This is a genomic window from Pseudomonas sp. DR 5-09 (assembly GCF_001655595.1).
Taxonomy (GTDB): Bacteria; Pseudomonadota; Gammaproteobacteria; order Pseudomonadales; family Pseudomonadaceae; genus Aquipseudomonas; species Aquipseudomonas pharyngis.
In genome coordinates, this window is sequence record NZ_CP011566.1 from 6,079,537 (window position 1) to 6,105,569 (window position 26,033).

Sequence of the window (26,033 nt, forward strand, 5' to 3'; positions counted from 1 at the left end):
GTGTCGCTCAAACCATCGCCGCAAAATTCAACCGAAACTGCTGCGGCGTCACCCCCAGCCGCCGGTTGAACACGCTGCGCATATGTTGCGCATCGCGAAACCCGCACTGATACGCCACCGTCTTCAGCGGCGCCGTGGTGCTTTCGAGCATCACCCGCGCCGCATCCACCCGCGCCCGTTCGACGAATTCCGCCGGGGTGACTTTCGCTTCGCGAGCAAACACCCGAGAGAAATTCCGCGCACTCATGTTCGCGGCATTCGCCAGGTCGGCGATGGTCAGGTCGCCGGTGAGATTGGCCAGCACATACAGCTGCACCATCGCCACCGCCGACGTCGGCTCGGCATGGGGCGTGAGGAACGGACTGAATTGCGACTGCCCGCCGGAGCGCTGGGTGAACACCACCAGCCGCTTGGCCACGCTCAGCGCCACCTCGGCCCCGTGATCACGCGCCAGCAGGTACAGCGACAGATCGATCCCCGCCGTCACCCCCGCCGAGGTGTAGAGCTGACCGTCCTCGACGTACAACCGATCAGCCTCGACCCGGCTCGACGGGCACAACTGCGCCAGCGCCTCGGCGTCGTTCCAGTGGGTGGTGACCGTGCGCCCGTCCAGCAACCCGGCACGGGCGAGCATGAACGCGCCGTTGCAGATCGAGCCGAATCGCCGCGCCCGTCCACAGGCCTCGCGCAGCCAGGCATCGAACGTCTCGCCGAAATCCAGGAACGGCAACTGCGGCCCACCGGCCACCAGCAGCAGGTCGTAAGCGTCCTGCACGTCGCTGAAGTGCCGATGCGCACTCAGGGTCAGCCCGTTGGAACACGCCATCGGCCCGCGCTCGACGCCGATCACCTCGAGCCGGTAATGATCCTCCGGCACCAGGAAACGGTTAGCCTCGGCAAACACGTCCATCGGCCCGCTGACATCCAGCGCCTGCACGCCGGGAAACACCACGATGGCGACGGTTCTGTTCATGACGATGTCAGCTCCCGGGGAATGGCGGATCAGCGCCAACCCTAGCCAATCCTCGCCGCAGAAGCGAGCTGGCACGATTTGCAGGTGGATTGGCAAGGATCGCAGCCATGGATCGATTGTCCGGTCTGGCCACCGGGAACAGACTTTCTCCATCAGCGCCGTGACGGCGTTTTCGACGAGGAAGCTCAACATGACCACGACCATCGCCGGTATCCAGATCCCCGACAGCGCTCTCGCCCGGGCCACCACCGAGTACATCCGCGACATCGAATCCGACCTGCTTTACCACCACTCGCGCCGGGTGTTTCTGTTCGGGGCCTTGAGCGGCGAACGCAAGCAACTGGCCTACGATCCGGAGTTGCTGTACATCGGCGCGATGTTCCACGACCTGGGTCTGGTCGAAGGTCACCGCAGCGATGACGAGCGATTCGAAGTGGATGGAGCCAACGCAGCCGCCGCGTTTCTCAAGCCTTACGGGTTGAGCGACGACGACATCGAGCAGGTCTGGCTGTCGATCGCCCTGCACACCACGCCGGGAGTGCCGAAGCATCTGCGTCCGACCGTGGCGCTGGTGACCGCAGGCGTCGAGATGGACGTGCTGGGCATGGACTACGCGGCGTTCACCACGGTGCAGCGTGAGGCGGTGGTGCATGCGCATCCACGGGGCGAGGGCTTCAAGGAATGCATCATCTGCGCGTTCGCTGATGGCTTGCGTCATCGTCCGCAGACGACGTTCGGTAATGTGAAGACCGATGTGCTGAAGGATCAGGTGCCGGGGTTCAAGCCGATGAACTTCGTCGAGGTGATTCGCCAGTCGCCCTGGGTTTCCTGACCGGCATAAAAAAACCTCGCGACCGTTTCCGGTCGCGAGGTTTTTTGTGTCCGCAGACTTAAGCCGCTTCCGGCGTCGGCGCCCGGCGCACGTCCGGTTGCTTCCACGAATCCGCAGCACCTTCTTCGATGGCCTGCTGAATCGCTTTCTTGCGGGCTTCTTCGGCACGGCGGCTGAAGAACCAGACCAGGAAGGTCACCAGCGACACCGCCAGCAGAATCAGGCTGGCCACGGCGTTGATCTCAGGCTTCACGCCCAGGCGCACCGCCGAGAACACTTCCATCGGCAGGGTCGTCGAACCCGGGCCGGAGACGAAGCTCGCCAATACCAGGTCATCCAGCGACAGGGCGAACGACATCATGCCGCCCGCCGCCAGCGACGGCGCGATCATAGGAATGGTGATCAGGAAGAACACCTTCCACGGCCGCGCACCGAGGTCCATCGCCGCTTCTTCGATCGACAGGTCCAGCTCGCGCAGACGCGCCGACACCACCACCGCCACATAGGCCGCACAGAACGTGGTGTGAGCGATCCAGATGGTGACGATGCCACGCTCCTGCGGCCAGCCAATCATCTGCGCCATCGCCACGAACAGCAGCAACAGCGACAGACCGGTAATCACCTCAGGCATGACCAGCGGCGCGGTGACCAGGCCGCCGAACAGCGTGCGGCCCTTGAAGCGGGTGATACGGGTCAGCACGAAGGCTGCCAGCGTACCCAGCGCCACGGCGGCAATCGCGGTGTAGCAGGCGATTTCCAGCGAGCGCACCACCGAGCCCATCAGTTGTGAGTTGTCGAGCAGGCCGACGTACCACTTCACCGACCAGCCGCCCCACACCGTTACCAGTTTGGAGGCGTTGAACGAGTAGATCACCAGGATCAGCATCGGCAGGTAGATGAACAACAGGCCGAGCACCAGCATCAGGCTGGAGAAACGGAAGCGCTTCATTCTTTACCCTCCATTTCCTTGGCCTGACTGCGGTTGAACAGGATGATCGGCACGATCAGGATCGCCAGCATCACCACCGCCAGGGCGGACGCCACCGGCCAGTCACGGTTGTTGAAGAACTCTTGCCAGAGCACTTTACCGATCATCAGGGTTTCCGGACCGCCCAGCAGTTCCGGGATCACGAACTCGCCCACCACCGGGATGAACACCAGCATGCAGCCGGCGATGATGCCGTTCTTGGACAGCGGCACGGTGATTTTCCAGAAGCTGTTGAAGGTGCTCGAACCCAGGTCGGAAGCGGCCTCCAGCAGGCTGGTGTCGTGCTTCACCAGGTTGGCGTAGAGCGGCAGGATCATGAACGGCAGGTACGAGTAGACGACGCCGATGTACACCGCGAGGTTGGTGTTGAGGATCTGCAGCGGCTCGTCGATCAAACCCATGCTCATCAGGAAACCATTGAGCAGGCCGTTGTTGCTGAGGATGCCCATCCACGCATAGACGCGGATCAGGATCGCGGTCCAGGTCGGCATCATGATCAGCAGCACCAGCACCGTTTGCAGCTCTTTGCGGGCGCTGGCGATGGCGTAGGCCATCGGGTAGCCGATCAACAGGCACAACAACGTGCTGAAAAACGCCATCTTCAGCGAGCCGAGGTAGGCGGCGATGTACAGCTCGTCGTCGCCGAGCATCGCGTAGTTGCCCAGGTTCAGCAGCAGTTGCAGCTTCTGCTCGGCGTAGGTGTAGATCTCGGTGTACGGCGGGATGGCCACGTCCGCTTCGGCGAAGCTGATCTTCAGGACGATGAAGAACGGCAGCATGAAGAACAGGAACAGCCAGATGAACGGGACCCCGATGACCAGTTGGCGGCCACCGGGAATTATTCGATTGAGCCGGCGTTTGAATTTGCGCATGTTCATGAGCGAAGTACCACGCCGCTGTCGTCTTCCCACCACACGTAGACCTGATCGCCCCAGGTCGGACGTGCGCCACGGCGCTCGGCGTTGGCCACGAACGACTGCACCAGCTTGCCGCTCGGCAATTCGACGTAGAACACCGAGTGGCCGCCGAGGTAGGCGATGTCATGCACCTTGCCGCTCGACCAGTTGTATTCGCAGGTCGGCTGATCGGCGGTGACCAGCAGTTTTTCCGGACGGATCGCGTAGGTCACGGACTTGTCCTGCACCGAGGTGCTGATGCCGTGGCCGACGTAGATCTGCCGGTCGAGATCCTTGCAGGTGATGGTCGCGTGGCCTTCGGCGTCGTCGATCACTTCGCCTTCGAAGATGTTCACGTTACCGATGAATTCGCAGACCAGACGGCTGGTCGGGGTTTCGTAGATATCGATCGGGCTGCCGATCTGGGCGATCCAGCCCAGGTGCATGATCGCGATGCGCTCGGCCATGGTCATGGCCTCTTCCTGGTCGTGGGTCACCATCACGCAGGTCACGCCGACGCGCTCGATGATCTCCACCAGCTCCAGCTGCATCTGCGAACGCAGTTTTTTATCCAGTGCGCCCATCGGCTCGTCGAGCAGCAGCAGCTTCGGCCGCTTGGCCAGCGAACGGGCCAGCGCCACACGCTGACGCTGGCCGCCGGACAACTGGTGCGGCTTGCGCTTGGCGTACTGGCTCATCTGCACCAGCTTGAGCATCTCGGCCACGCGGGCGTCGATCTCGGCCTTGGGAATCTTGTCCTGTTGCAGGCCGAAGGCGATGTTCTGCGCCACGGTCATGTGCGGGAACAGGGCGTAGGACTGGAACATCATGTTGATCGGTCGCTCGTACGGCGGCATGTCGGTGATGTCGACGCCGTCGAGGAAAATGCGCCCCTCCGTGGGCCGTTCGAACCCTGCCAGCATCCGCAGCAGAGTGGATTTGCCCGATCCCGAACCGCCGAGCAGGGCAAAGATTTCGCCCTTCTTGATTTCCAGGGACACATCGTCCACGGCAACCGTCTCGTCGAACTTCTTCGTGACCCGGTCGATTTTGACCAGCACCTGTTTCGGTGTCTGGTCGCCCTCGAGGGCTTTCTTATAGGCGCCGGAGGCAACTGCCATTTACGAAACTCCCAGAAAAAAAGAGTGCAGTCCGCCCACGCAAGACGAACCCAGGATAGTTGGTACGTTGACGCTATTTACCCGACTTGACCTTGGTCCAGCTGCGGGTCATCAAACGCTGAATGTTCGGTGGCAGCTCGATCGACACGTAGGTCTTGTCGAGCACCGCCTGCGGTGGATAAACCGACTCGTCGGTGCGGATGGACTGCTCCATCAGCTTGTCCGAACCCGGGTTGGGGTTGGCGTAACCGACGTAATCACTGACCTGGGCGATCACCTCAGGTTTCAGCAAATAGTTGATGAAGGCGTGGGCCTCTTTGACGTTGGCCGAATCCTTCGGAATCGCCAGCATGTCGAACCACAGCGCGCCGCCCTCTTTCGGGATCGAGTAGGCGATGTTCACGCCTTTCTTGGCTTCCTCGGCACGATTCTTCGCCTGGAAGATGTCGCCGGAGAAACCGATGGCCACGCAGATGTCACCGTTGGCCAGGTCACCGATGTATTTCGAGGAATGGAAGTAGGTCACGTAAGGACGCACCGCCAGCAACTTGGCCGTGGCCTTCTCGTAATCCTTGGGATTGGTGCTGTTGGCGTTCAGGCCCATGTAGTTGAGCACGGTCGGCATCATTTCATCGGCCGAATCGAGGAACGCCACGCCGCAGCTGTGCAGCTTCTTGATGTTCTCCGGCTCGAACAGCACGCTCCAGGAGTCGATCTTGTCGACGCCCAGCACGGCCTTCACTTTATCGACGTTGTAGCCGATGCCGTTGGTGCCCCACAGGTACGGCACGGCGTACAGGTTGCCCGGATCGTTCTGTTCCAGACGCTTGAGCAGCACCGGATCGAGGTTGGAATAGTTCGGCAGTTGCGCCTTGTCGAGCTTCTGGAAAGCGCCCGCCTTGATCTGCTTGCCGAGGAAGTGGTTCGACGGCACAACCACGTCGTAACCGGTACGCCCGGCCAGCAGCTTGCCTTCCAGGGTTTCGTTGGAGTCGAACACGTCGTAGACCGGTTTGATCCCGGTTTCTTTCTGGAAATCGGCCAGGGTGGTCTCGCCGATGTAATCCGACCAGTTATAAATATGCACAGTACCGGCGGCGTGGGCACCGACAGCGAACGTCAGGCCGGCAGCGGCCAGCAGGGCATTGCGCAAAGAAGAAAAAATAGGCAAGTGGAGGTCCTCTGATTTAGTTGGGCCCAAGTTGCCCCGTGCTGCATGACAGTCACGGTTGCCCGGCAACAAAACCGGCGCGCAACTTACCTTCGAAAAACCGTTCCAGCAAAACTTTCTGTCATTTAATTGCACCACTAGCCGCCCCGGTGAAGGCGACGGCCAGCGGTGGCCGCTTCAAACCGGCTTATTTACCGGATTTGATCTTGGTCCAGCTGCGAGTGATCAGGCGCAGGGTGGCCGCGTCCAGATCGCTGATCGCATAGAGCTGCTTCTTCACTTCAGCCGAAGGGTAGATGCTCGGATCGCTGGTGATTTCCTTGTCCACCAGGGCGGTGGCCGCCTTGTTGCCGTTCGGGAAACGCACGGCGTTGGTGATTTCGGCCATCACTTTCGGCTCGAGCAGGTAGTTCATGAACTTGTAGGCGGCTTCGACGTTTTCGGCATCCTTTGGAATGGCGACCATGTCGTAGAAAGTACCGGCACCTTCTTTTGGAATGGTGTAGGCCAGTTTGACCTTGTCACCGGCTTCCTTGGCGCGGGTCTTGGATTGCTCCAGGTCACCCGAGTAGCCGACCGCTACGCAGATGTTGCCGTTGGCCAGGTCCGAGATGTACTTCGAGGAGTGGAAGTAAGCCACCGAAGGACGAATCTTGAGGAACAGGTCTTCGGCGGCTTTCAGGTCAGCCTTGTCCTTGCTGTTGGTCGGTTTGCCCAGGTAGTGCAAAGCCGCCGGAATCATTTCGGTCGGCGCGTCGAGGAAGCTCACGCCGCAGCTTTTCAGCTTCTCGATGTTTTCAGGCTTGAACACGATGTCCCAGGAATCGATCTTGTCGATGCCCAGCGCAGCCTTGACCTTGGCCGGGTTGTAGCCGATGCCGATCGAACCCCACATGTACGGGAACGCGTGTTTGTTGCCCGGGTCGCTGGCGTCGCCAACGGCCTTGAGCAGGTCTTCGTCGAGGTTCTTCCAGTTCGTCAGCTTGGACTTGTCCAGTTCCTGATAAACACCGGCCTTGATCTGCTTGGCCAGGAAGTTGTTGGAAGGCACCACGATGTCGTAACCGGATTTGCCGGCCAGCAGCTTGGCTTCCAGGGTTTCGTTGCTGTCGAAAACGTCATAGACGACCTTGATGCCCGTCTCTTTCTCGAAATTGGCAACCGTGTCCGGCGCGATGTAGTCGGACCAGTTGTAAACGTGCAACACCTTGTCGTCCGCCTGGACCGCACCCGCCATCACGCCCATCAGGGACATGGCGAGCAGAGTCTTGCCAGCGAGCTTTTTGCCTAATGCCTTCATGCGTTAATGCTCCAAATTTTTCTTTTTTGAACCACTTTGTTCAGCGGCCGAACCCGGACAACTGGAACCGCGGCTAGTCTGGCAAGATCCGAGGCGGTCTTTCAAGAAAAGACCAGCCTTTCTGACAGCTCCGAGCGACAGCGCAACAGCTCCATCGCTCAGAGCCTAGCACTTAGCCCTGCAACGCACTCAGGGTCAGGTCCAGGCACTTGCGTGCCTTTGTCACCAGCTCGTCGATCTCCGCCTTGCTGATCACCAGCGGCGGCGCGATGATCATGGTGTCGCCCACGGCACGCATGATCAGCCCGTTGTCGAAGCAGAACTGGCGGCAGATCATGCCCACACCCTTGCCTTCGTAACGCTTGCGAGTGGCCTTGTCCTGCACCAGCTCGATGGCCCCCAGCAGACCGACTCCGCGCACTTCACCCACCAACGGGTGATCGTTCAGTTCGCGCAGACGTTTCTGCAAATACGGTGCCGTTTCTTCATGGGCGCGTTCGATGATTTTCTCTTCGCGCAGAATCCGGATGTTTTCCAGACCCACCGCCGCCGCCACCGGGTGCCCGGAGTAGGTGAAGCCGTGGTTGAAGTCGCCGCCCTCGTTGAGCACCGCCACCACTTCGTCACGCACGATCAGGCCACCCATCGGGATGTAGCCGGACGTCAGGCCTTTGGCGATGGTCATCATGTGTGGCTTGAGGTCGTAGAAATCGCTGCCGAACCATTGGCCGGTACGGCCGAAACCGCAGATCACTTCGTCGGCCACGAACAGGATGTCGTACTTGGCGAGGATTTCCTTGATGCGCGGCCAGTAGGTGTCGGGCGGAATGATCACGCCGCCGGCGCCCTGGATCGGCTCGGCAATAAAGGCACCGACGTTGTCCACGCCGACTTCCAGAATCTTCTCTTCCAGCTGATTGGCCGCCCAGATCCCGAACTCTTCCGGAGTCATGTCGCCGCCTTCGGCGAACCAGTACGGCTGAGCGATGTGGACGATGCCCGGAATCGGCAGGTCGCCCTGTTCGTGCATATACGTCATGCCGCCCAGGCTCGCGCCGGCTACGGTGGAACCGTGATAACCATTCTTGCGGCTGATGATGACTTTCTTGTTCGGCTGGCCCTTGATCGCCCAATAGTGGCGAACCATGCGCAGCATGGTGTCGTTGCCTTCGGAGCCGGAGCCGGTGAAGAACACGTGGTTCATGCCTTCTGGCGCCACGTCGGCGATGGCCTTGGCCAGTTCCAGCGCCGGCGGGTGGGCGGTCTGGAAGAACAGGTTGTAGTAAGGCAGTTCGCGCATTTGTTTGGCGGCCGCATCGGCCAGCTCATCGCGCCCATAACCGATCGCCACACACCACAGACCCGCCATGCCATCGAGGATCTTGTTGCCCTCGCTGTCCCACAGGTACACGCCCTTGGCGTTGGTGATGATCCGTGGACCCTTTTCTTTCAGCTGCTTGAAGTCGCTGAACGGGGCCAGGTGGTGATCGCTGCTGAGGGCTTGCCACTCACGGGTTTGCGGGTTGTTGCTGGTCATGCCAATTCTCCTTGTTATCGGTGAAGGCGCGGCGGCTGGCCACCGCGCCCGGCGTATCAGACGGCGAAGAGCAGGTACTCACGCTCCCAGGAACTGATCACGCGCTTGAAGTTTTCATGCTCGGCCCGCTTGACCGCGACGTAGCCGGTGATAAAGGTCTTGCCCAGGTATTTCTCGATGGTCGCGCTGTTTTCCATGCGCTCCAGGGCATCCTCGATGGTCAGCGGCAGCCGCAGGTTGCGGCGCTCGTAACCACGGCCCACCACTGGCGCGCTCGGGTTGATGCCTTCGACCATGCCGATGTAGCCACAGAGCAGGCTCGCGGCAATCGCCAGGTACGGGTTGGCGTCGGCGCCCGGCAGACGGTTTTCCACCCGGCGGTTCTGCGGGCCGGCATCCGGGACGCGCAGGCCCACGGTGCGGTTTTCTTCGCCCCACTCCACGTTCACCGGCGCCGAGGTGTCCGGCAGGAAGCGGCGGAACGAGTTGACGTTCGGGGCGAACAGCGGCAGCAATTCCGGGATCAGTTTCTGCAGGCCGCCGATGTGGTGCAGGAACAGCTGGCTCATGGTCCCGTCTTCGTTGGAGAACACGTTCTTGCCGGTCTCGATGTCGATGATGCTCTGGTGCAGGTGCATTGCACTGCCCGGCTCACCGGTCATCGGCTTGGCCATGAAGGTCGCGGCCACGTTGTGCTTGAGCGCGGCCTCACGCATGGTGCGTTTGAACACCAGGATCTGGTCGGCCAGCGACAGGGCATCGCCGTGACGGAAGTTGATTTCCATCTGCGCCGTGCCGTCCTCGTGGATCAGCGTGTCGAGGTCCAGCTCCTGCAATTCGCACCAGTCGTAGACGTCTTCGAACAGCGGATCGAATTCGTTCGCCGCTTCGATGGAGAACGACTGACGCCCGATCTCCGGACGCCCGGAGCGGCCGACCGGCGGCTGCAACGGATAGTCGGGGTCGTCGCTGCGCTTGGTCAGGTAGAACTCCATTTCCGGCGCCACGATCGGCTGCCAGCCCTTGTCGGCATAGAGTTTCAGGACTTTCTTGAGCACGTTGCGCGGCGACAGCTCGATCGGGTTGCCTTGCTTGTCGTAGGTGTCGTGGATCACCTGGGCGGTCGGCTCGATGGCCCACGGCACCAGGTACACGGCGTTCTGGTCGGGACGGCAGATCATGTCGATGTCGGCCGGATCGAGCAGTTCGTAATAGATGTCGTCTTCGACGTAGTCGCCGGTCACGGTCTGCAACAGAACGCTCTCTGGCAGGCGCATGCCTTTTTCGGCGATGAACTTGTTGGTCGGCGAGATCTTGCCCCGGGTAATGCCGGTCAAGTCGCCGATCATGCATTCGACTTCTGTGATCTTGTGGTCTTTCAACCAATCGGTGAGCTGGTCGAGGTTGTTACTCATAAATGCCTCTGGGCTGAGTCTCCTGACAGATGTCAGGCAATGTTTGACGCACCAGGCGTCGCGTTAAAGGGCCTTGCTTGCGCGCAGTGCCGGCTTACGCCCGGCACCGCGCATAGACAATGAAGGAGGAGCTTACCTGCCCTTTACGCTGGCGTTGCATTTCCTGTGCACATCCCGGGCGTGCAGAATCACGGGCACGACGACGGACGCGGTGCAGGCCGGGAGAGGGAAAGAGATCTATATTGAAAGGAGAACCGCTAAAGAGGATGCCCTCGCACACGTCCAGAATATCGGACGCTGCCGCTCGATCTGCCACGGGCTGAGAGATCGCTGACACGTTGCAGGCCTTGCTGGCCGCGCTGCGGACGGACGTGTCGCCACTGATGTGATAAGCATGCAGACCGGACTGCAAAGAGCAGTCGGTGACGCCGATTAACGGCAGGCGAGACATGAAGCACCCCGGTATTATTGCTGTTATGGGTTTGATCGGAGCTTAGCCTTGTTCATTTTTTTACACAACACCCCCGTAAAAAATACAACACGGCCTGCTCAAGCCTGCGGGTGGCGCGTCCTTCACGGATAAAAAAATGCCCCAAAGTGCCCCATAAACGCCCTCGCGGCGCTTTTTCAGGGCACAAAAGGCCTCGCTTGACTTCGGCAGGCCGTTCGGGTTGACTGAAACCAGAAAAGATCAATGATTGATATTTTTAACAACAAAGGTGTTGCATCATGTCGGTACCCCCGCGTGCCGTTCAGCTTAACGAAGCGAACGCGTTCCTTAAGGAACATCCTGAGGTTCTGTACGTTGACCTTCTGATTGCGGATATGAATGGTGTGGTGCGCGGCAAGCGCATCGAACGCACCAGCCTCCACAAGGTTTACGAGAAAGGCATCAACCTGCCGGCCTCTCTATTTGCTCTGGATATCAATGGCTCCACGGTGGAAAGCACCGGCCTGGGCCTGGACATCGGCGACGCCGACCGTATCTGCTATCCAATCCCCGATACCCTGTGCAACGAGCCATGGCAGAAGCGCCCGACCGCGCAACTGTTGATGACCATGCACGAACTCGAAGGTGACCCTTTCTTCGCCGACCCGCGCGAAGTGCTCCGTCAAGTTGTCGCAAAGTTTGACGAGCTCGGCCTGACCATCTGCGCCGCGTTCGAACTCGAGTTCTACCTGATCGACCAGGAAAACGTGAACGGCCGCCCTCAGCCGCCACGCTCGCCGATCTCCGGCAAACGCCCGCATTCGACCCAGGTCTACCTGATCGACGACCTCGACGAATACGTCGACTGCCTCCAGGACATTCTGGAAGGCGCCAAAGAGCAAGGCATCCCGGCCGACGCCATCGTCAAGGAAAGTGCCCCGGCGCAGTTCGAAGTGAACCTGCACCACGTCGCCGACCCGATCAAGGCATGCGACTACGCGGTCCTGCTCAAGCGTCTGATCAAGAACATCGCCTACGACCATGAAATGGACACCACCTTCATGGCCAAGCCGTATCCGGGCCAGGCAGGCAACGGTCTGCACGTCCACATTTCGGTTCTCGACAAAGAAGGCAAAAACATTTTTGCCAGCGAGGATCCCGAGCAGAACGCCGCGCTGCGTCACGCGATCGGCGGTGTGCTCGAGACCCTGCCCGCGCAGATGGCTTTCCTCTGCCCGAACGTCAACTCCTACCGTCGTTTCGGCGCACAGTTCTACGTGCCGAACTCGCCGAGCTGGGGCCTGGACAACCGCACCGTGGCCCTGCGCGTACCGACCGGCTCCGCCGACGCGGTCCGTCTGGAACACCGCGTGGCCGGCGCTGACGCCAACCCGTACCTGCTGATGGCTTCGGTGCTGGCGGGCGTACATCACGGCCTGACCAACAAGATCGAGCCGCCGCCTCCCACCGAAGGCAACAGCTACGAGCAGAACGAGCAGAGCCTGCCGAACAACTTGCGCGATGCCCTGCGCGAGCTGGACGACAGCGAGGTGATGGCCAAGTACATCGATCCGAAATACATCGATATCTTCGTCGCCTGTAAAGAGAGCGAGCTGGAGGAGTTCGAACACTCCATCTCCGACCTCGAGTACAACTGGTACCTGCATACCGTTTAAGCGGATTGCAGCGCCAAAAAGAACGCCGTCGGCTATCGCAGCCAGCGGCGTTTTTTTATGGCCGCCTGCGGCGGTTCACGAGCAAGCCCGCTCCCACAATGAATCTCCTGCGAACAGAAAATTTCATCTCACAGGAGATACCCCGTGGGAGGGGGCTTGCTCCCGAAAGCGGCCGACAAGACAACACAAGAGCCGGCTCGTACAATGCCCGCTGCCCCGCAGGAGACTTTCATGACGCGTCCCGCCCCCGTTCGCAAACCCCGAGCCCGCAGTCAGGCGCGGATCGATTCGATACTCGACGCCGCGCGCACGCTGCTGGCCGCCGAGGGCGTGGCGAGCCTGTCGATCTATAGCGTGGCCGAGCGCGCGCAGATTCCGCCCTCCTCGGTCTACCACTTCTTCGCCAGCGTCCCGGCGCTGCTCGAAGCGCTGACGGCGGATGTGCACGCAGCCTTCCGCGCGTGCCTGCAGGCGCCAATCGATCACGATGCCCTGCGCGACTGGCGCGACCTGTCGCGGCTGGTCGAAGAGCGGATGCTGGAGATCTATGGCGAGGATGCCGCCGCCCGCCAGCTGATCCTCGCGCAACACGGCCTCACCGAAGTCACCCAGGCCGACCGCCAGCACGACCTCGAACTGGGCGACCTGATGCACAAGCTGTTCGACCATCACTTCGAACTGCCGCGCCTGCCGGATGACGTCGATGTGTTCGCGCTGGCCATGGAGCTGGGCGACCGCGTCTATGCCCGCTCGGTGCAGCAGCACGGCCAGATCACCCAGCGCATGGCCGAGGAAGGCATGCGGGTTTTCGATGCCTATATCGGGCTGTATCTGCCGCCGTATCTGCCCAAGAGAATTCTCTAGCGTCCTGCTCGCGAAGGCCGCACCGCCGATTTCCAGTCAGACACAAAAAACCCCGAAGGGCTCACACCCTTCGGGGTTGTTTTTTACTCACAGGCTTACAACTTGGCGATGGACACCTCGGTGGATTTCACGAAGGCGATCACTTCGCTGCCGACCTCCAGTTCCAGCTCCTTGACCGAACGGGTGGTGATCACCGACGTGACGATGCCGGAAGCGGTCTGCACGTCGATTTCCGACAGCACGTCGCCGAGAACGATCTCCTTGATCGCGCCTTTGAACTGGTTGCGTACGTTGATGGCTTTGATAGTCATGGCATTGATTCCTGTCGTTTGCTTGAGTTATTGAGCCCAACGCAGTTGCGTAGGCAAGGGTGAAACGGGTTCCGGCGCCGGCGGCTCGCCGGGCAGGGACAACACACGGTTGAGCACTTCGGTTTCCAGCGCGGCCAGGCGATGGGAGCCACGCACCCGAGGACGCGGCAGCTCCACTTGCAGGTCGAGACCGACTTCGCCGTCCTCGATCAGAATCACCCGGTCGGCAATCGCCACCGCTTCGCTGACGTCGTGGGTCACCAGCAACACGGTGAAACCATGCTGTTGCCAGAGACGTTCGATCAATTGCTGCATCTCGATCCGGGTCAGCGCATCCAGTGCGCCCAGCGGCTCGTCGAGCAACAGCAGACGCGGCTGATGGATCAAGGCTCGGGCCAGCGCCACGCGCTGCTTCTGCCCACCGGACAGTGCCGCCGGCCATTCATTGGCGCGATCGGCGAGGCCGACTGCATCCAGCGCCTGCAAGGCTTGCGCACGCCAGTTGCCCTTGAGGCCGAGACCGACGTTGTCGATGATCTTTTTCCACGGCAGCAGTCGCGCTTCCTGGAACATCAACCGGGTGTCATCCCGCGCATCGCTGAGCGGTGCGGCACCGGCGAGCAAATCGCCGCCAGTGGGTTGATCGAGGCCGGCAAGCAAGCGCAGAAATGTGCTCTTGCCGCATCCGCTGCGCCCGACCACGGCGACAAACTGCCCTGCCGGAATGTGCAGATCGATGTCACGCAGTACCTGCCGCGAGCCGAAAGTCTTTTGCAGGTTGCGCACCGCCAGCGGAATCCCGCGCAGCAGGCGTGGAGGTTGTTGAGCGGTCATGCCGCACCTCCTTTCGCCACTCGATACGCCGGATGCCAACGCAGCCACACACGTTCAAGTCCACGGGCCGCGAGGTCGGCCAGTTTGCCGAGTACCGCGTACAGTAGAATCGCCAGCACCACCACGTCGGTCTGCAAGAACTCGCGGGCATTCATCGCCAGATAACCGATGCCGGAGCTGGCGGAGATGGTTTCCGCGACGATCAGCGTCAGCCACATGAAGCCCAGGGCGAAGCGCACGCCGACCAGAATCGAAGGCAACGCGCCCGGCAGAATCACCTGCCAGAACAGGCTGAAGCCGGACAGGCCATAACTGCGTGCCATTTCCACCAGCGCCGGATCGACGTTGCGGATGCCGTGATAGGTGTTGAGGTAGATCGGGAACAAGGTGCCCAATGCCACCAGGAAAATCTTCGCCGACTCGTCGATGCCGAACCACAGGATCACCAGCGGAATCAGCGCCAGGTGCGGCACGTTGCGGATCATCTGCACCGAGCTGTCGAGCAGGCGTTCACCCCACTTCGACAGGCCGGTGATGAAGCCCAGCACCAGGCCGATGCTGCCACCGATGGTGAAGCCCAGCGCCGCGCGCCAGCCGCTGATTGCCAGGTGGGTCCAGATTTCGCCGCTGCGCACCAGGCTCACGCCGGCTTCGATCACCGCCACCGGCGCCGGCAGAATCCGCGTCGACAGCCAACCGGCCGACACCGACAACTGCCACACCGCCAGCAACAACACCGGCAACGCCCAGGGCGCGAGGCTGTGGATAAATTTCTTCATGTCGGCGCCTCAGCTCTGGGACGCGGCTTTGGGAAGAATGTCGTTGGCCACCATCTCGCCGAACGGGCTGACGTAACCGGCGCTTTTCGGCAGTTCCGGACGCTCGACGTCGAGGTGCGGGAACAGCAGTTCAGCCACCCGATACGATTCTTCGAGGTGTGGATAACCGGAGAAGATGAAGGTATCGATGCCCAGATCCGCGTATTCCTTCACCCGTGCAGCCACGGTCGGACCGTCGCCAACCAGCGCCGTACCGGCACCGCCGCGCACCAGACCGACGCCCGCCCACAGGTTCGGGCTGACTTCGAGGTTGTCGCGGCTGCCACCGTGCAGTGCGGCCATGCGCTGCTGGCCGACCGAATCGAACCGAGCCAGCGAAGCCTGGGCACGTTTGATGGTGTCGTCGTCCAGATGCGAGATCAGGCGATCCGCCGCTTGCCAGGCCTCAGCGTTGGTTTCCCGCACGATCACATGCAGACGAATGCCGAAGCGCACGGTGCGGCCGAGCTTGGCGGCCTTGGCGCGAACCTGCTCGATTTTCTCGGCAACGGCGGCGGGCGGCTCGCCCCAGGTCAGAACCATTTCCACTTGTTCGGCGGCCAGATCCTGCGCGGCTTCCGACGAACCGCCGAAGTACAGCGGCGGACGCGGTTGCTGGATTGGCGGATAGAGCAATTTGGCGCCCTTCACGCTGATGTGCTCGCCGTCGTAATCCACGGTTTCGCCTTCCAGCACGCGGCGCCAGATCCGGGTGAATTCCACCGAGGCCTGGTAGCGCGCTTCGTGATCGAGGAACAGACCGTCGCCGGCCAACTCTTCCGGATCGCCACCGGTCACCAGGTTGAACAGCGCACGACCGCCGGATAACCGATCCAGCGTTGCTGCCTGACGCGCTGCCACCGTCGGGGAAATGATCCCGGGGCGCAGGGCGACAAGGAACTTCAGACGCTGGGTCACCGGGATCAGCGAGGCCGCCACCAGCCACGAGTCTTCGCAGGAACGGCCGGTGGGAATCAGCACGCCGCCGAAACCCAGGCGATCCGCCGCTTGCGCGACCTGTTGCAGATAGCCGTGATCGACGGCGCGGGCGCCTTCGGCGGTGCCAAGGTAATGGCCGTCGCCGTGGGTAGGCAGGAACCAGAAGATGTTGAGGCTCATGGAGTGGTCTCCTTGGGGATTCGATTTACTGGGCTTGGGTGACCGAGCTTTGGGCCACTGCGGCCGGCGGGGTCCAGATCACGTCCTTGATGCTCAACGGCTTGGGAATCAGCTTGAGCTGGTAGAAGGTGTCGGCGATTTTCTGTTGCGCGGCGACCACTTCCGGGGTCAGGAACAGCGCGCCGTAGCCCTGGCGTTTCACCGAGGTCAGGGTGATGTCTGCCGGCAGGCCGAGCAACGGCGATACCTGTTGAGTCACGTCTTCCGGGTTGGCCTTGGACCACTCACCGACGGCGCGCACTTCTTCCACGAGGGTCTTGATCACCTCAGGATTTTTCTGTGCGTAGGGTTTGGTCGCCAGGTAGAACTGGTGGTTGTCGACGATGCCTTTACCGTCACGCAGGGTGTGCGCTTGCAGTTGCTTCTCGGCGGCGGCCTGGTACGGGTCCCAGATGACCCAGGCGTCGACGCTGCCACGTTCGAACGCGGCGCGGGCATCCGCCGGCGGCAGGAACACGGTTTGAATGTCGGTGTACTTGAGGCCGGCATCTTCCAGCGCACGCACCAGCAGGTAGTGAACGTTGGAGCCTTTGTTCAGCGCGACTTTCTTGCCCTTGAGATCCGCCACCGATTTGATCGGCGAATCTTTCGGCACGAGGATCGCTTCGCTGTTCGGCGCTGGTGGCTCGTAGGCGACGTAGAGCAGATCGGCACCGGCCGCCTGGGCAAAGACCGGCGGGGTTTCGCCAGTGACGCCGAAGTCGATCGAACCGACGTTCAGGCCTTCGAGCAGTTGCGGGCCGCCGGGGAATTCAGTCCATTGCACGTCGACGCCTTGGGCGGCGAGACGTTTTTCCAGGGTGCCCTTGGCTTTGAGCAGCACCAAAGTGCCGTACTTCTGGTAACCGATTCGTAACGTTTCAGCTTGAGCTTGAGTGATGGCGCCGAGGGACACAGCCGCAGCAAACAGAGCGACCAGACCACGACGCAAAAATACAGTGCGCATAGCGCTCTCCTTTTTGCTGTTGGGTTTTGGCTGCACCTGCTTGGCCGTTGGCGGCTGAGTAAGGTGAGTACTTCAAGTTTCGGTGTGGCTCAAATGCTCCAGCGAGCACTCAACAAACGTTCGTTCAGCAGCCCCGGCTCCAGCGGCTTCGGCCGGCGGGCCATGGCGCTGACAAACTGGTCCAGCGCTTCATGCAACCGCTGCTCCAGAGCCGGAGCCAACTGGGCCTGGGCACTGCCTTCGCCGTAGGCGATCTGGCTGTCCTCGGCAAAAATCCCTTGCAGCATTTCCTGGGCCTTCAACGCCGACAGCACCGGTTTGAGGGCGTAATCGACCACCAGCATGTGAGCGATGCTGCCGCCGGTAGCCATCGGCAAAACAATTTTGTGGTTCAGCGCACGCTCGGGCAGCAGATCCAGCACGGTCTTCAGGGCACCGGAAAACGACGCCTTGTACACCGGCGTAGCGATCAGCAGGCCATCGGCGTTTTCAATCTGTTGCAGCAAGTCGAGCACCTTCGGGCTGTCGAAGCGGGCGTGAAGCAGGTCTTCGGCCGGGAAGTCCCGCACCTGATAACTCACCACTTCCACCCCTTGCTGCTGCAACCAGCGTTGCGAGCGTTCCAGCAACACCCCTGAGCGGGAACGTTTACTGGGACTGCCACCGAGTGAGACGACCAGCATTCAGAAAATTCCTTGCGCGTTACAGGCGATTCGCGGGTTGCGATCTCGCTTCGATGTGAGTGACCTTACCAGCTGATTTATATATCCATAAATCATATTTATTCATTTGGTTATTCTTTATGGATATATGCATTTCCCTTTCCAGCGGGCAAAAAAACAGGCCGTGAAAACGGCCTGAAACCCTGCATCGTGGTTCCTAGTGACTGATCGTTCCCACGCTCCGCGTGGGAACGATCCGAGGTAGGTTATTTGTTCGGCTGTGGGGTCAGGCGCAGGTACGGTTTCACCGCGCGGTAACCCTTCGGAAAGCGCTGCTTGATTTCGTCTTCGTCCTTGAGCGACGGCACGATCACCACTTCTTCACCGTCCTGCCAGTTGGCCGGGGTGGCCACCTTGTAGTTGTCGGTGAGCTGCAGCGAGTCGATCACCCGCAGGATCTCGTGGAAGTTGCGCCCGGTGCTGGCCGGATAAGTGATGGTCAGGCGGATCTTCTTGTTCGGATCGATCACGAACAGCGAACGCACGGTCAGGGTGTCGTTGGCGTTCGGGTGAATCAGATCGTACAGATCGGACACCTTGCGATCGGCATCGGCCAGGATCGGGAAGTTGACGATGGTGTTCTGGGTTTCGTTGATGTCCTCGATCCACTTGTGGTGCGAGTCCACCGGGTCGACCGACAGTGCAATGGCCTTCACGCCGCGTTTGGTGAACTCGTCCTTGAGTTTGGCGGTGAAGCCCAGCTCGGTGGTGCAGACCGGGGTGAAGTCTGCCGGGTGGGAAAACAGCACGCCCCAGCTATCGCCCAGCCATTCGTGGAAACGAATCTTGCCGGCGCTGGAATCCTGTTCGAAATCGGGGGCGATATCGCCAAGTCTGAGGCTCATGGTGCGGCTCCTGATGAGTGGTTGGAGACCTCAACTGTAGCTTGTGATTCGTTCTTCTGAAAAAGAATAAATAACTAGATATCTATATCTTTATTGAATATTAAACATCTGTTCACTGGACGCTTCGCAGCATCGCGACGAACATCGCCCTCAAGGTTCGAGAAGGCCTTGAGTTGCTGTAAAGAGGGGACATCGGGGAAGGCTTACGGGGGTGAGCCGGACCCGAAAACGCAAAAGCCCCGTCCGGCGCGATGCCGGACGGGGCTTTTTTACATCAGTGCAGGAGCGCGCTATTACAGCAGCGGGATCGAGTAGCTGACGATCAGGCGGTTTTCGTCCTGCGAACGGGTGTTCGGCAGGTCGGTGCGCCATACAGCGTTTTTCCACATCAGGCCGACGTTCTTGAACGGACCTTCCGGTACGACGTAACCGATGGTGAAGTCGCGTTCCCACTCGGAACGGTTCGAAGCGTTTTCGCGGCCGTTGGTGCCAACGGTGTCGATCGAATCGCCTTTCAGGTAAACCACACCGGCGGTCAGGCCAGGTACGCCGACTTTAGCGAAGTCATACGAGTAGCGTGCCTGCCAGGTTTTCTCGCCGGCACGACCGAACTTCTGGATCTGCATGTCGGTGATGGTGTAGTTCGACGAACCGTCGCCCTGGTTCAGCCAAGGGAAGTCGGAGCTGCCGTTGGAAACCTGGTAACCGCCACCGAAGGTGTGACCTTCAACGGTGTACAGGAACAGGCCGCTGTACAGGTTGTTGTCGACTTCGCCACGACCGGAACGGAAACCGGTGTAGTTGCCGCTGCTGTAGTAGGCCGGATCAGTGCCGTTCTTGCCGTCGTCGGAGCTGTTGAAGTAACGGAAGTCAGACTTCAATACGCCCGGGCCGATGGCCCAGTTGTGTACCAGACCCAGGAAGTGCTGCTTGTAGAAGTCTTCCAGGTTGCCGTAGTAGTACTGGGCAGTCAGGTCTTTGGTGATCTTGTAGTCGCCACCGGCGTAGATGAACTTGTTGCTGTCACGGAAGCCAGCGCCACGGGTGTTTGCACCGCCGATGGACAGGTTTTCGTTGTTGCTGGAGTTACGGCCTTTCACGGCTTCGATCTGACCACCGACCAGGGTCAGGTCCTTGATTTCGCCGGAAGTGATCTGACCGCCCTGCCAGGTTTGTGGCAGCAGACGACCGTCGTTGGTCACGATCACCGGGTTTTTCGGTTGCAGGGTCCCCAGCTTCAGTTCGGTCTGGGAGATCTTGGCTTTGGCAGTCAGACCCAGGCTGGAGAAGTTGTCCACTGCTTTGCCGTTGGACTCGCTCGGGAACACAGTGCCGCCGTAAGCGGTGCCGCTGTTGCCGTTGGTGCCGCCGCCCGAATCCAGACGCACGCCCAGCAGGCCGATGGCATCAATACCGAAGCCTACGGTGCCTTGGGTGTAGCCGGAGATGAAACGCAGATCGAAGCCTTGGCCCCACTCTTCGTTCTTGTTGGCACCAGCGCCATCGCGGTTGTCAGTGTTGATGTAGAAGTTACGCAGACCCAGAGTGGCCTTGCTGTCTTCGATGAAACCGGCGGCGCCTGCCTGCTGCGCCAAAACCCCTACGGCCACGGCCAGGGCCAAGGTGGACTTGTTCATGTTTCGCTCCTCTCGTTTCTAATTCTTGTGTTCCTGGTCCGGGGTCTGATGCCCCTGGATCCTAAGATGCGCGATTAGCGCCAGACCGTGACTGACAAGTCAATCGTAACCTTGTATGTCTACGACCAAGGTCTAATCGCAGTGATTTGGTCCCTGCAGGGTAAAGACTTCCTGATAAACCGAAAAAGAATTTATTCATTCTTTTTCATACCATTCGGCTATATGGCCAGCCATTTGCCATCTTCACCGGGATACAGCGTATCGGCGACTAAGCTCATTACTAAATGGTATTTGTTAGCCTTTTTTTAGATCGATTAGCTTTGACGCAACCCCGATTCGTCAAACCCTATCGAAAAGGCGACGCCATGATGGCCAAACGCGCACTATCTAGTCAATTTGTTACAGTTTGTGTGTCGGCGCTGATTTCTTTTTCAGCCCATGCCGCCAACCTCACTGTGGGCTACCAGACCGGTATCGACCCGAGCAAAGTCCCCCAGGCCGACGGCGTCTACGAGAAGGCCATCGGCGAGAAAATCGACTGGCGTCGGTTCAACAGCGGCCCGGAAGTTGTGACAGCCATCGCCTCCGGCGATGTGCAGATCGGCAACCTCGGCTCCAGTCCGTTGGCGGCCGCCGCTTCGCGCAATCTGCCGATCGTGGCCTTTATCGTCTCGGCGCAGATCAATGCCGCAGAAGCGCTGGTGGTGCGCAACGGCAGCGGTATCAACAAGCCCGAAGACCTGATCGGCAAGACCATCGCCACCCCGTTCGTTTCCACCTCCCACTACAGCCTGCTCGGCGCGCTCAAGCACTGGGGCCTGGACACTTCGAAAGTCAAAGTGGTGAACCTGCAACCCGCAGAAATCGCGGCGGCCTGGAAACGTGGCGACATCGACGGCGCCTTTGTCTGGTCGCCGGCGCTGGGTGAAATCCGCAAGACCGGCAAGACCCTGACTGATGCCGCGCAGGTCGGCCAATGGGGCGCGCCGACCTTCGAAGTCTGGGTCGCGCGCAAGGACTTTGCCGAGAAGCATCCTGAAGTCGTGGCCAGGTTCGCCAAGGTGACCCTGGACTCGTTCGCTGATTACGCGGCCCATAAAGACAGCTGGACGGCCGACTCGGTGCCTGTACAGAAAATCGCCAAACTGACCGGTGCCAATCCTGCCGACGTTCCGGAATTGCTCGCGGGCTCGGCGTTCCCGGACGCCAAGGCGCAACAGACCACGGCGCTGCTGGACGGCGGCACAGCGAAGGCGATTGGTGAGACGGCGAAATTCTTGAAGGAACAGGGCAAGGTCGAAAGTGTTTTGCCTGACTACTCGCCGTACGTCAGTGCGAAGTTTGTAGCGGAGTAAAACAATTGCCCCCACGCATCCCGCGGGGGCAATCGCATCTCACAGAGACTTTTCGAAGATCTTCGAATTGCGCTGATAGTTATAAAGAGAAGCCCGAGCAGCCGGCAGACGTTCGACGCTGCTTGGTTCGAAGCCACGCTCGCGGAACCAGTGGGCGGTGCGGGTGGTGAGAACGAACAGGGTTTTCAGGCCTTGCGCCCGGGCACGGGTCTCGATGCGCTCGAGCAATTCGTCGCCGCGACCGCCATGGCGATACTCGGGATTCACCGCCAGACACGCCAGCTCGCCGGCATCCGAATCGGCAATCTGATACAGCGCCGCACAGGCGATGATCATCCCTTCACGCTCAACCACGCTGAACTGCTCGATCTCGCGCTCCAGCACTTCGCGCGAGCGACGCACCAGAATGCCCTGCTCTTCCAGCGGGCTGATCAGGTCGAGCAAGCCGCCGACGTCTTCAATCGCCGCCTCGCGCACCAGTTCGAATTGCTCCTGGGCCACCAGCGTACCGCCACCGTCACGGGTGAACAGTTCGGTCAGCAGCGCACCGTCCTCGGCATAACTGACGATATGACTGCGCGCCACGCCGCCACGACAGGCTTCGGCAGCGGCATCGAGCAATTCCGCCTGATAGTTGCTGCCCAGACGCTGCAAATGCGCCGGCACCTGTTGCGGACGCAGCTCGCGCACCAGTTTGCCGTTTTCGTCGATCAGACCGAGGTCGGCGCCGAACAGCAGCAGCTTGTCGGCGCCCAGATCGATGGCGGCGCGGGTGGCGACGTCTTCACAGGCCAGGTTGAAGATCTCACCGGTCGGCGAATACCCCAGCGGCGAGAGCAATACGATGGAGCGCTCGTCGAGCAGGCGGTTGATGCCTTTGCGGTCGACCCGGCGCACTTCGCCGGTGTGGTGATAGTCGACACCTTCCAGCACGCCGATCGGCCGCGCCGTCACGAGGTTGCCGCTGGCCACCCGCAGGCGCGAGCCCTGCATCGGCGATGAGGCCATGTCCATCGACAGCCGCGCTTCAATGGCGATGCGCAACTGGCCGACCGCATCGATCACGCACTCCAGCGTCGCGGCATCGGTGATGCGCATGCCGTGGTGGTAATGCGGGGTCAGGCCGCGTGCGGCAAGGCGGGTTTCGATTTGCGGACGGGAACCATGAACCAGTACCAGCCGCACGCCGAGGCTGTGCAGCAGCACGATGTCATGGACGATGTTGCCGAAATTCGGATGCTCCACGCCGTCGCCCGGAAGCATGACGACGAAGGTGCAATCGCGGTGAGCATTGATATAAGGAGACGCGTGGCGAAGCCAATTGACGTATTCGGGCATGAACCTGGGCCTGTAATAAATAGCAGCCGGAAAAAGGGCAGAACGGAAAACGCACAGCGGGCTGATGGTTATCGTCGGAACAGGCTTGGCGACACGCGCGCTCTCCTCATGAATACGGGTGGGTGTGTGGGCAATTTATACAGCTTTGAGACAGTAATGTTCGATCAACTGCCGCAATAGATGCACGGTAGGCTGCAAACGTGACATTTCGAGGTACTCGCCCGGTTGGTGCGCACAGGCGATGTCGCCGGGGCCGAGTACGATGGTTTCGCAGCCAAGGCGCTGAAGATAAGGCGCTTCGGTGCCGAACGCTACCGCTTCGGCCTTGTGGCCGGTGAGTTTTTCGGCAATTCGCACTAACTCCGCGTCTTCGGCCTGTTCGAACGGCGGCACTTCGGGAAACAGCGGCGCGTAATCGATCTTCACTTTATGCCGCTCGGCGACCGGGTTGAGTTTGCGCAGGATTTCGCTGCGCAAGACGTTCGGGTCCATCCCCGGCAACGGCCGCAGATCGAATTCCAGCGAACACTGGCCGCAGATGCGGTTCGGGTTGTCGCCCCCGTGGATACAGCCGAAGTTCATGGTCGGCTGCGGCACGCTGAACTGCGGGTTGTTGAATTCGCGCTGCCACAGCAGGCGCAGGCCGCGCAGCTCGCCAATGGCGTCGTGCATCGCTTCGAGGGCGCTGTGCCCCAGGCGTGGATCCGACGAATGGCCGCTCTGCCCGAGGATATCGATGCGCTCCATCATGATGCCCTTGTGCATGCGGATCGGCTTGAGCCCGGTCGGCTCGCCGATCACCGCCGCCCGGCCCAGCGGTCGCCCCGCTTCGGCCAGCGCCCGGGCACCGGACATCGAGCTTTCTTCATCGCAGGTGGCGAGGATCAGCAGCGGTTGTTTGAACGGCTGGTCGAGCAGCGGTTGCACGGCTTCGATGATCAGGGCGAAGAAGCCCTTCATGTCGCAACTGCCGAGGCCGACCCAGCGGCCGTCGACTTCGGTGAGTTTCAGCGGGTCGGTTTTCCACAGCGCATCGTCGTACGGCACCGTGTCGCTGTGTCCGGCCAGCACCAGCCCGCCGGGGCCGCTGCCGAAACTGGCGAGCAGATTGAATTTGCCGGGGTTGACCTGCTGGATGTCGCAACTGAAACCCAGGTCGCCAAGCCAACCCGCGAGCAGATCGATCACCGCCCGGTTGGACTGGTCGAGGCCCGGCTGGGTGCAACTGACCGACGGCGCGGCGATCAGTGCAGCGAACTGGTCTTGCATGGACGGCAAAGGCATCGCTGACTCCAACTCCCGGATTGAGGTTCATCATAGAACCATCCGGCGCCGAGAATAAACCGCCGCAAAGCGTAGGAAGGTTCAGTCCTGTACACTGCACGGCCTTGGCAGCCACACATTCCCCCGGCTGCGCTCCCGATCCTGGATTTTCCGGCCATGCAGAAAGAAACCGAAATCAAACTCCGCGTCAGCCGCGAAACCCTCGCCGCCCTGCGCGAGCACCCTCTCCTGAAAAAACGCAACAAAAGTGGCTGGGAACGCCGTGAGTTGATGAATCAGTATTTCGACACGCCCGAGCGTGACCTGGCCCGGGCCAAGGTTGCCCTGCGTCTGCGCAAGGACGGCGAAGAAGTCATTCAGACCCTCAAGACCCGTGGCCAGAGCGTCGCCGGCCTGTCCGAGCGTAACGAGTACGACTGGAACCTGCCCAAAGCCAAGCTCGACGTGAAAAAACTCGACGGTGAATGCTGGCCCGAGTCCCTCGCCGAGCTGGACAAGAAAACCCTGAAGCCGATTTTCACCACCGACTTCGTCCGCGAGCGTGCCGAAATCGCCTGGGGCCGTGGCAAGACCAAAGTGGTCATCGAAGCCGCGCTGGACCTGGGCCACGTGGTAGTCGGCAAACAGAAAGAAGAAATCTGCGAGCTGGAACTGGAGCTGCGCGAAGGCGAGCCTGCCGCGCTGCTGGAACTGGCCGCCGAACTGGCCGAAACCCTGGCCCTGATGCCGTGCGACATCAGCAAGGCCGAGCGCGGCTATCGCCTGTACGACGCCAACAGCTACTCGCTGAGCCTGCCGGCGCCGGCCATCACCGCCGAAACCCCGCTGGACGACGCCTTCGCCGCCCTGGCCTGGCACTTGCTCGGCAGCAGCCAGCGTCTGGCCGAACAGTATCGTTTCAACGGCCATTGGCGCCTGTTGCAGGACTGGGTCGAGAACCTTGCGGAAATGCGCGCCCTGCTCAGCAGCCTCGGCCAGGCCGCACCGCGTCCGTCGACCCACGACCTGCGCGTTGCCCTCGATGCCCTGCTGGAAGACTGGCGCCCGCTGGTACAGGTCGGCATCGAAGACGAAGACGTGCGCAAAGCCGCGCCGGAGCAGTTCCTCGAAGAACTGGAAGATCCGCGCTGGGGCCTGTTTTCGCTGAACGCTTCGCGCTGGTTGCTGGCCCGTACCTGGACGGCGGACCGTAACACCCGTGGCAATCGCCAGGGTGCCGCGCAGTTGCAAAGCTGGCTGCCGCGCCTGCTGGGCGAAGAAGCCACTTCGCTGCAATTGCAGCGTTATCAGCAGCAACCGGAAGATCTGGCCGAGCAATTGCCGCGCATCGAGCGCATCCAGGTCTGGCTGCACCACGCGCGCAACCTGCTGGAGATCCCGGAAATGGATCGTCTGTACGGCGAGCTGAACAAACTGGCGCAACTGGCCAACGAGCCGACCATCACCGACGAACTGCTCGATGCACGCAAGCATCAGGCGATTGCGGTGTATCAGAACCGCGCCTGGAAAATGCTGTTGCGTATGTAACATTCCTTTCGCGAGCAGGCTCGCTCCCACAGGG

The 26,033-nt window shown here is 60.9% G+C and carries 23 protein-coding genes; 5 read left to right on the forward strand and 18 right to left on the reverse strand.

All coding sequences use genetic code 11. The features are described from left to right. Window positions 1-7 precede the first annotated feature (7 nt). Window positions 8-973 carry a GlxA family transcriptional regulator gene (locus PDR5_RS27430; protein WP_064600223.1) on the reverse strand — a complete coding sequence of 322 codons (966 nt, stop codon included), beginning with the start codon at window positions 971-973 and terminating at the stop codon, window positions 8-10. Between the two features lie 190 nt (window positions 974-1,163). Between PDR5_RS27430 and PDR5_RS27435 the strand changes: the two genes are divergently transcribed. Then, window positions 1,164-1,805: an HD domain-containing protein gene (locus PDR5_RS27435; protein ID WP_064600226.1), complete on the forward strand. Its 642-nt coding sequence runs from the start codon at window positions 1,164-1,166 to the stop codon at window positions 1,803-1,805. Between the two features lie 58 nt (window positions 1,806-1,863). Here the strand turns inward: PDR5_RS27435 and PDR5_RS27440 are convergent, their stop codons facing one another. The 7 genes from PDR5_RS27440 to PDR5_RS27470 form a co-directional block, all read right to left on the reverse strand. Then, window positions 1,864-2,754: an ABC transporter permease subunit gene (locus tag PDR5_RS27440; protein ID WP_007953503.1), complete on the reverse strand. Its 891-nt coding sequence runs from the start codon at window positions 2,752-2,754 to the stop codon at window positions 1,864-1,866. Next, window positions 2,751-3,632 carry an ABC transporter permease subunit gene (locus PDR5_RS27445; RefSeq protein WP_170844921.1) on the reverse strand — a complete coding sequence of 294 codons (882 nt, stop codon included), beginning with the start codon at window positions 3,630-3,632 and terminating at the stop codon, window positions 2,751-2,753. The genes PDR5_RS27440 and PDR5_RS27445 overlap by 4 nt, the downstream gene beginning before the upstream one ends. Window positions 3,633-3,667: 35 nt before the next feature. Beyond that, window positions 3,668-4,810, reverse strand: coding sequence for an ABC transporter ATP-binding protein (locus tag PDR5_RS27450; RefSeq protein ID WP_007953506.1), 1,143 nt, complete (start codon window positions 4,808-4,810; stop codon window positions 3,668-3,670). A 73-nt stretch (window positions 4,811-4,883) separates the two neighbouring features. Continuing rightward, on the reverse strand, window positions 4,884-5,981 hold the full coding sequence (locus PDR5_RS27455) for a polyamine ABC transporter substrate-binding protein (RefSeq protein ID WP_064600232.1): 1,098 nt from the start codon (window positions 5,979-5,981) through the stop codon (window positions 4,884-4,886). Window positions 5,982-6,168: 187 nt separating this feature from the next. Beyond that, entirely contained in the window at window positions 6,169-7,281 is a 1,113-nt protein-coding gene (locus tag PDR5_RS27460) for a polyamine ABC transporter substrate-binding protein (RefSeq protein ID WP_011336446.1), read from the reverse strand. Between the two features lie 172 nt (window positions 7,282-7,453). Further along, window positions 7,454-8,818: an aspartate aminotransferase family protein gene (locus PDR5_RS27465; protein WP_011336447.1), complete on the reverse strand. Its 1,365-nt coding sequence runs from the start codon at window positions 8,816-8,818 to the stop codon at window positions 7,454-7,456. A 56-nt stretch (window positions 8,819-8,874) separates the two neighbouring features. Next, entirely contained in the window at window positions 8,875-10,233 is a 1,359-nt protein-coding gene (locus PDR5_RS27470) for a glutamine synthetase family protein (protein WP_007953514.1), read from the reverse strand. 729 nt (window positions 10,234-10,962) lie between these two features. On the opposite strand from PDR5_RS27470, the gene PDR5_RS27475 reads away from it, so the two are divergent. Together PDR5_RS27475 and PDR5_RS27480 are read left to right on the forward strand one after the other, a co-directional pair. Beyond that, window positions 10,963-12,339 carry a glutamine synthetase family protein gene (locus tag PDR5_RS27475; RefSeq protein ID WP_039765386.1) on the forward strand — a complete coding sequence of 459 codons (1,377 nt, stop codon included), beginning with the start codon at window positions 10,963-10,965 and terminating at the stop codon, window positions 12,337-12,339. 231 nt (window positions 12,340-12,570) lie between these two features. Then, a complete protein-coding gene (locus PDR5_RS27480; protein WP_064600235.1) occupies window positions 12,571-13,203 on the forward strand; it encodes a TetR/AcrR family transcriptional regulator in 633 nt (210 codons plus the stop codon). Window positions 13,204-13,298: 95 nt separating this feature from the next. Here PDR5_RS27480 and PDR5_RS27485 read toward each other — a convergent pair whose 3' ends face one another. The 8 genes from PDR5_RS27485 to PDR5_RS27520 all read right to left on the reverse strand — a co-directional run bounded on the left by PDR5_RS27485 (window position 13,299) and on the right by PDR5_RS27520 (window position 20,495). After that, on the reverse strand, window positions 13,299-13,514 hold the full coding sequence (locus PDR5_RS27485; RefSeq protein ID WP_007953520.1) for a TOBE domain-containing protein: 216 nt from the start codon (window positions 13,512-13,514) through the stop codon (window positions 13,299-13,301). A gap of 27 nt (window positions 13,515-13,541) precedes the next feature. Next, window positions 13,542-14,348, reverse strand: a complete 807-nt coding sequence (ssuB, locus tag PDR5_RS27490) for an aliphatic sulfonates ABC transporter ATP-binding protein (protein WP_064600238.1) — start codon at window positions 14,346-14,348, stop codon at window positions 13,542-13,544. Next, window positions 14,345-15,127, reverse strand: coding sequence for an aliphatic sulfonate ABC transporter permease SsuC (ssuC, locus tag PDR5_RS27495; protein WP_064600242.1), 783 nt, complete (start codon window positions 15,125-15,127; stop codon window positions 14,345-14,347). The genes ssuB and ssuC overlap by 4 nt, the downstream gene beginning before the upstream one ends. Before the next feature lie 9 nt (window positions 15,128-15,136). After that, window positions 15,137-16,285 carry an FMNH2-dependent alkanesulfonate monooxygenase gene (ssuD, locus tag PDR5_RS27500; RefSeq protein WP_011336452.1) on the reverse strand — a complete coding sequence of 383 codons (1,149 nt, stop codon included), beginning with the start codon at window positions 16,283-16,285 and terminating at the stop codon, window positions 15,137-15,139. 25 nt (window positions 16,286-16,310) lie between these two features. After that, window positions 16,311-17,291, reverse strand: a complete 981-nt coding sequence (locus PDR5_RS27505) for a sulfonate ABC transporter substrate-binding protein (RefSeq protein WP_064600245.1) — start codon at window positions 17,289-17,291, stop codon at window positions 16,311-16,313. An 89-nt stretch (window positions 17,292-17,380) separates the two neighbouring features. Next, the gene (ssuE, locus tag PDR5_RS27510; RefSeq protein ID WP_064600246.1) at window positions 17,381-17,974 is read right to left on the reverse strand and encodes an NADPH-dependent FMN reductase; all 594 of its coding nucleotides are present in this window, start codon (window positions 17,972-17,974) and stop codon (window positions 17,381-17,383) included. Window positions 17,975-18,219: 245 nt separating this feature from the next. Next, window positions 18,220-18,858, reverse strand: coding sequence for a peroxiredoxin (locus PDR5_RS27515; protein ID WP_011336455.1), 639 nt, complete (start codon window positions 18,856-18,858; stop codon window positions 18,220-18,222). A 293-nt stretch (window positions 18,859-19,151) separates the two neighbouring features. Continuing rightward, on the reverse strand, window positions 19,152-20,495 hold the full coding sequence (locus PDR5_RS27520) for an OprD family porin (protein WP_064600252.1): 1,344 nt from the start codon (window positions 20,493-20,495) through the stop codon (window positions 19,152-19,154). Between the two features lie 365 nt (window positions 20,496-20,860). On the opposite strand from PDR5_RS27520, the gene tauA reads away from it, so the two are divergent. Continuing rightward, window positions 20,861-21,850, forward strand: a complete 990-nt coding sequence (gene tauA, locus PDR5_RS27525; protein ID WP_064600254.1) for a taurine ABC transporter substrate-binding protein — start codon at window positions 20,861-20,863, stop codon at window positions 21,848-21,850. Between the two features lie 39 nt (window positions 21,851-21,889). Here tauA and argA read toward each other — a convergent pair whose 3' ends face one another. Together argA and argE are read right to left on the reverse strand one after the other, a co-directional pair. After that, window positions 21,890-23,188, reverse strand: coding sequence for an amino-acid N-acetyltransferase (gene argA / locus PDR5_RS27530; RefSeq protein WP_007951778.1), 1,299 nt, complete (start codon window positions 23,186-23,188; stop codon window positions 21,890-21,892). A 135-nt stretch (window positions 23,189-23,323) separates the two neighbouring features. Then, window positions 23,324-24,472 carry an acetylornithine deacetylase gene (gene argE / locus PDR5_RS27535; RefSeq protein ID WP_064600257.1) on the reverse strand — a complete coding sequence of 383 codons (1,149 nt, stop codon included), beginning with the start codon at window positions 24,470-24,472 and terminating at the stop codon, window positions 23,324-23,326. Between the two features lie 156 nt (window positions 24,473-24,628). On the opposite strand from argE, the gene PDR5_RS27540 reads away from it, so the two are divergent. Continuing rightward, complete coding sequence (locus tag PDR5_RS27540; RefSeq protein WP_064600260.1) at window positions 24,629-25,999, forward strand: CYTH domain-containing protein; 1,371 nt, start codon at window positions 24,629-24,631, stop codon at window positions 25,997-25,999. The last annotated feature ends 34 nt before the right edge of the window (window positions 26,000-26,033 follow it).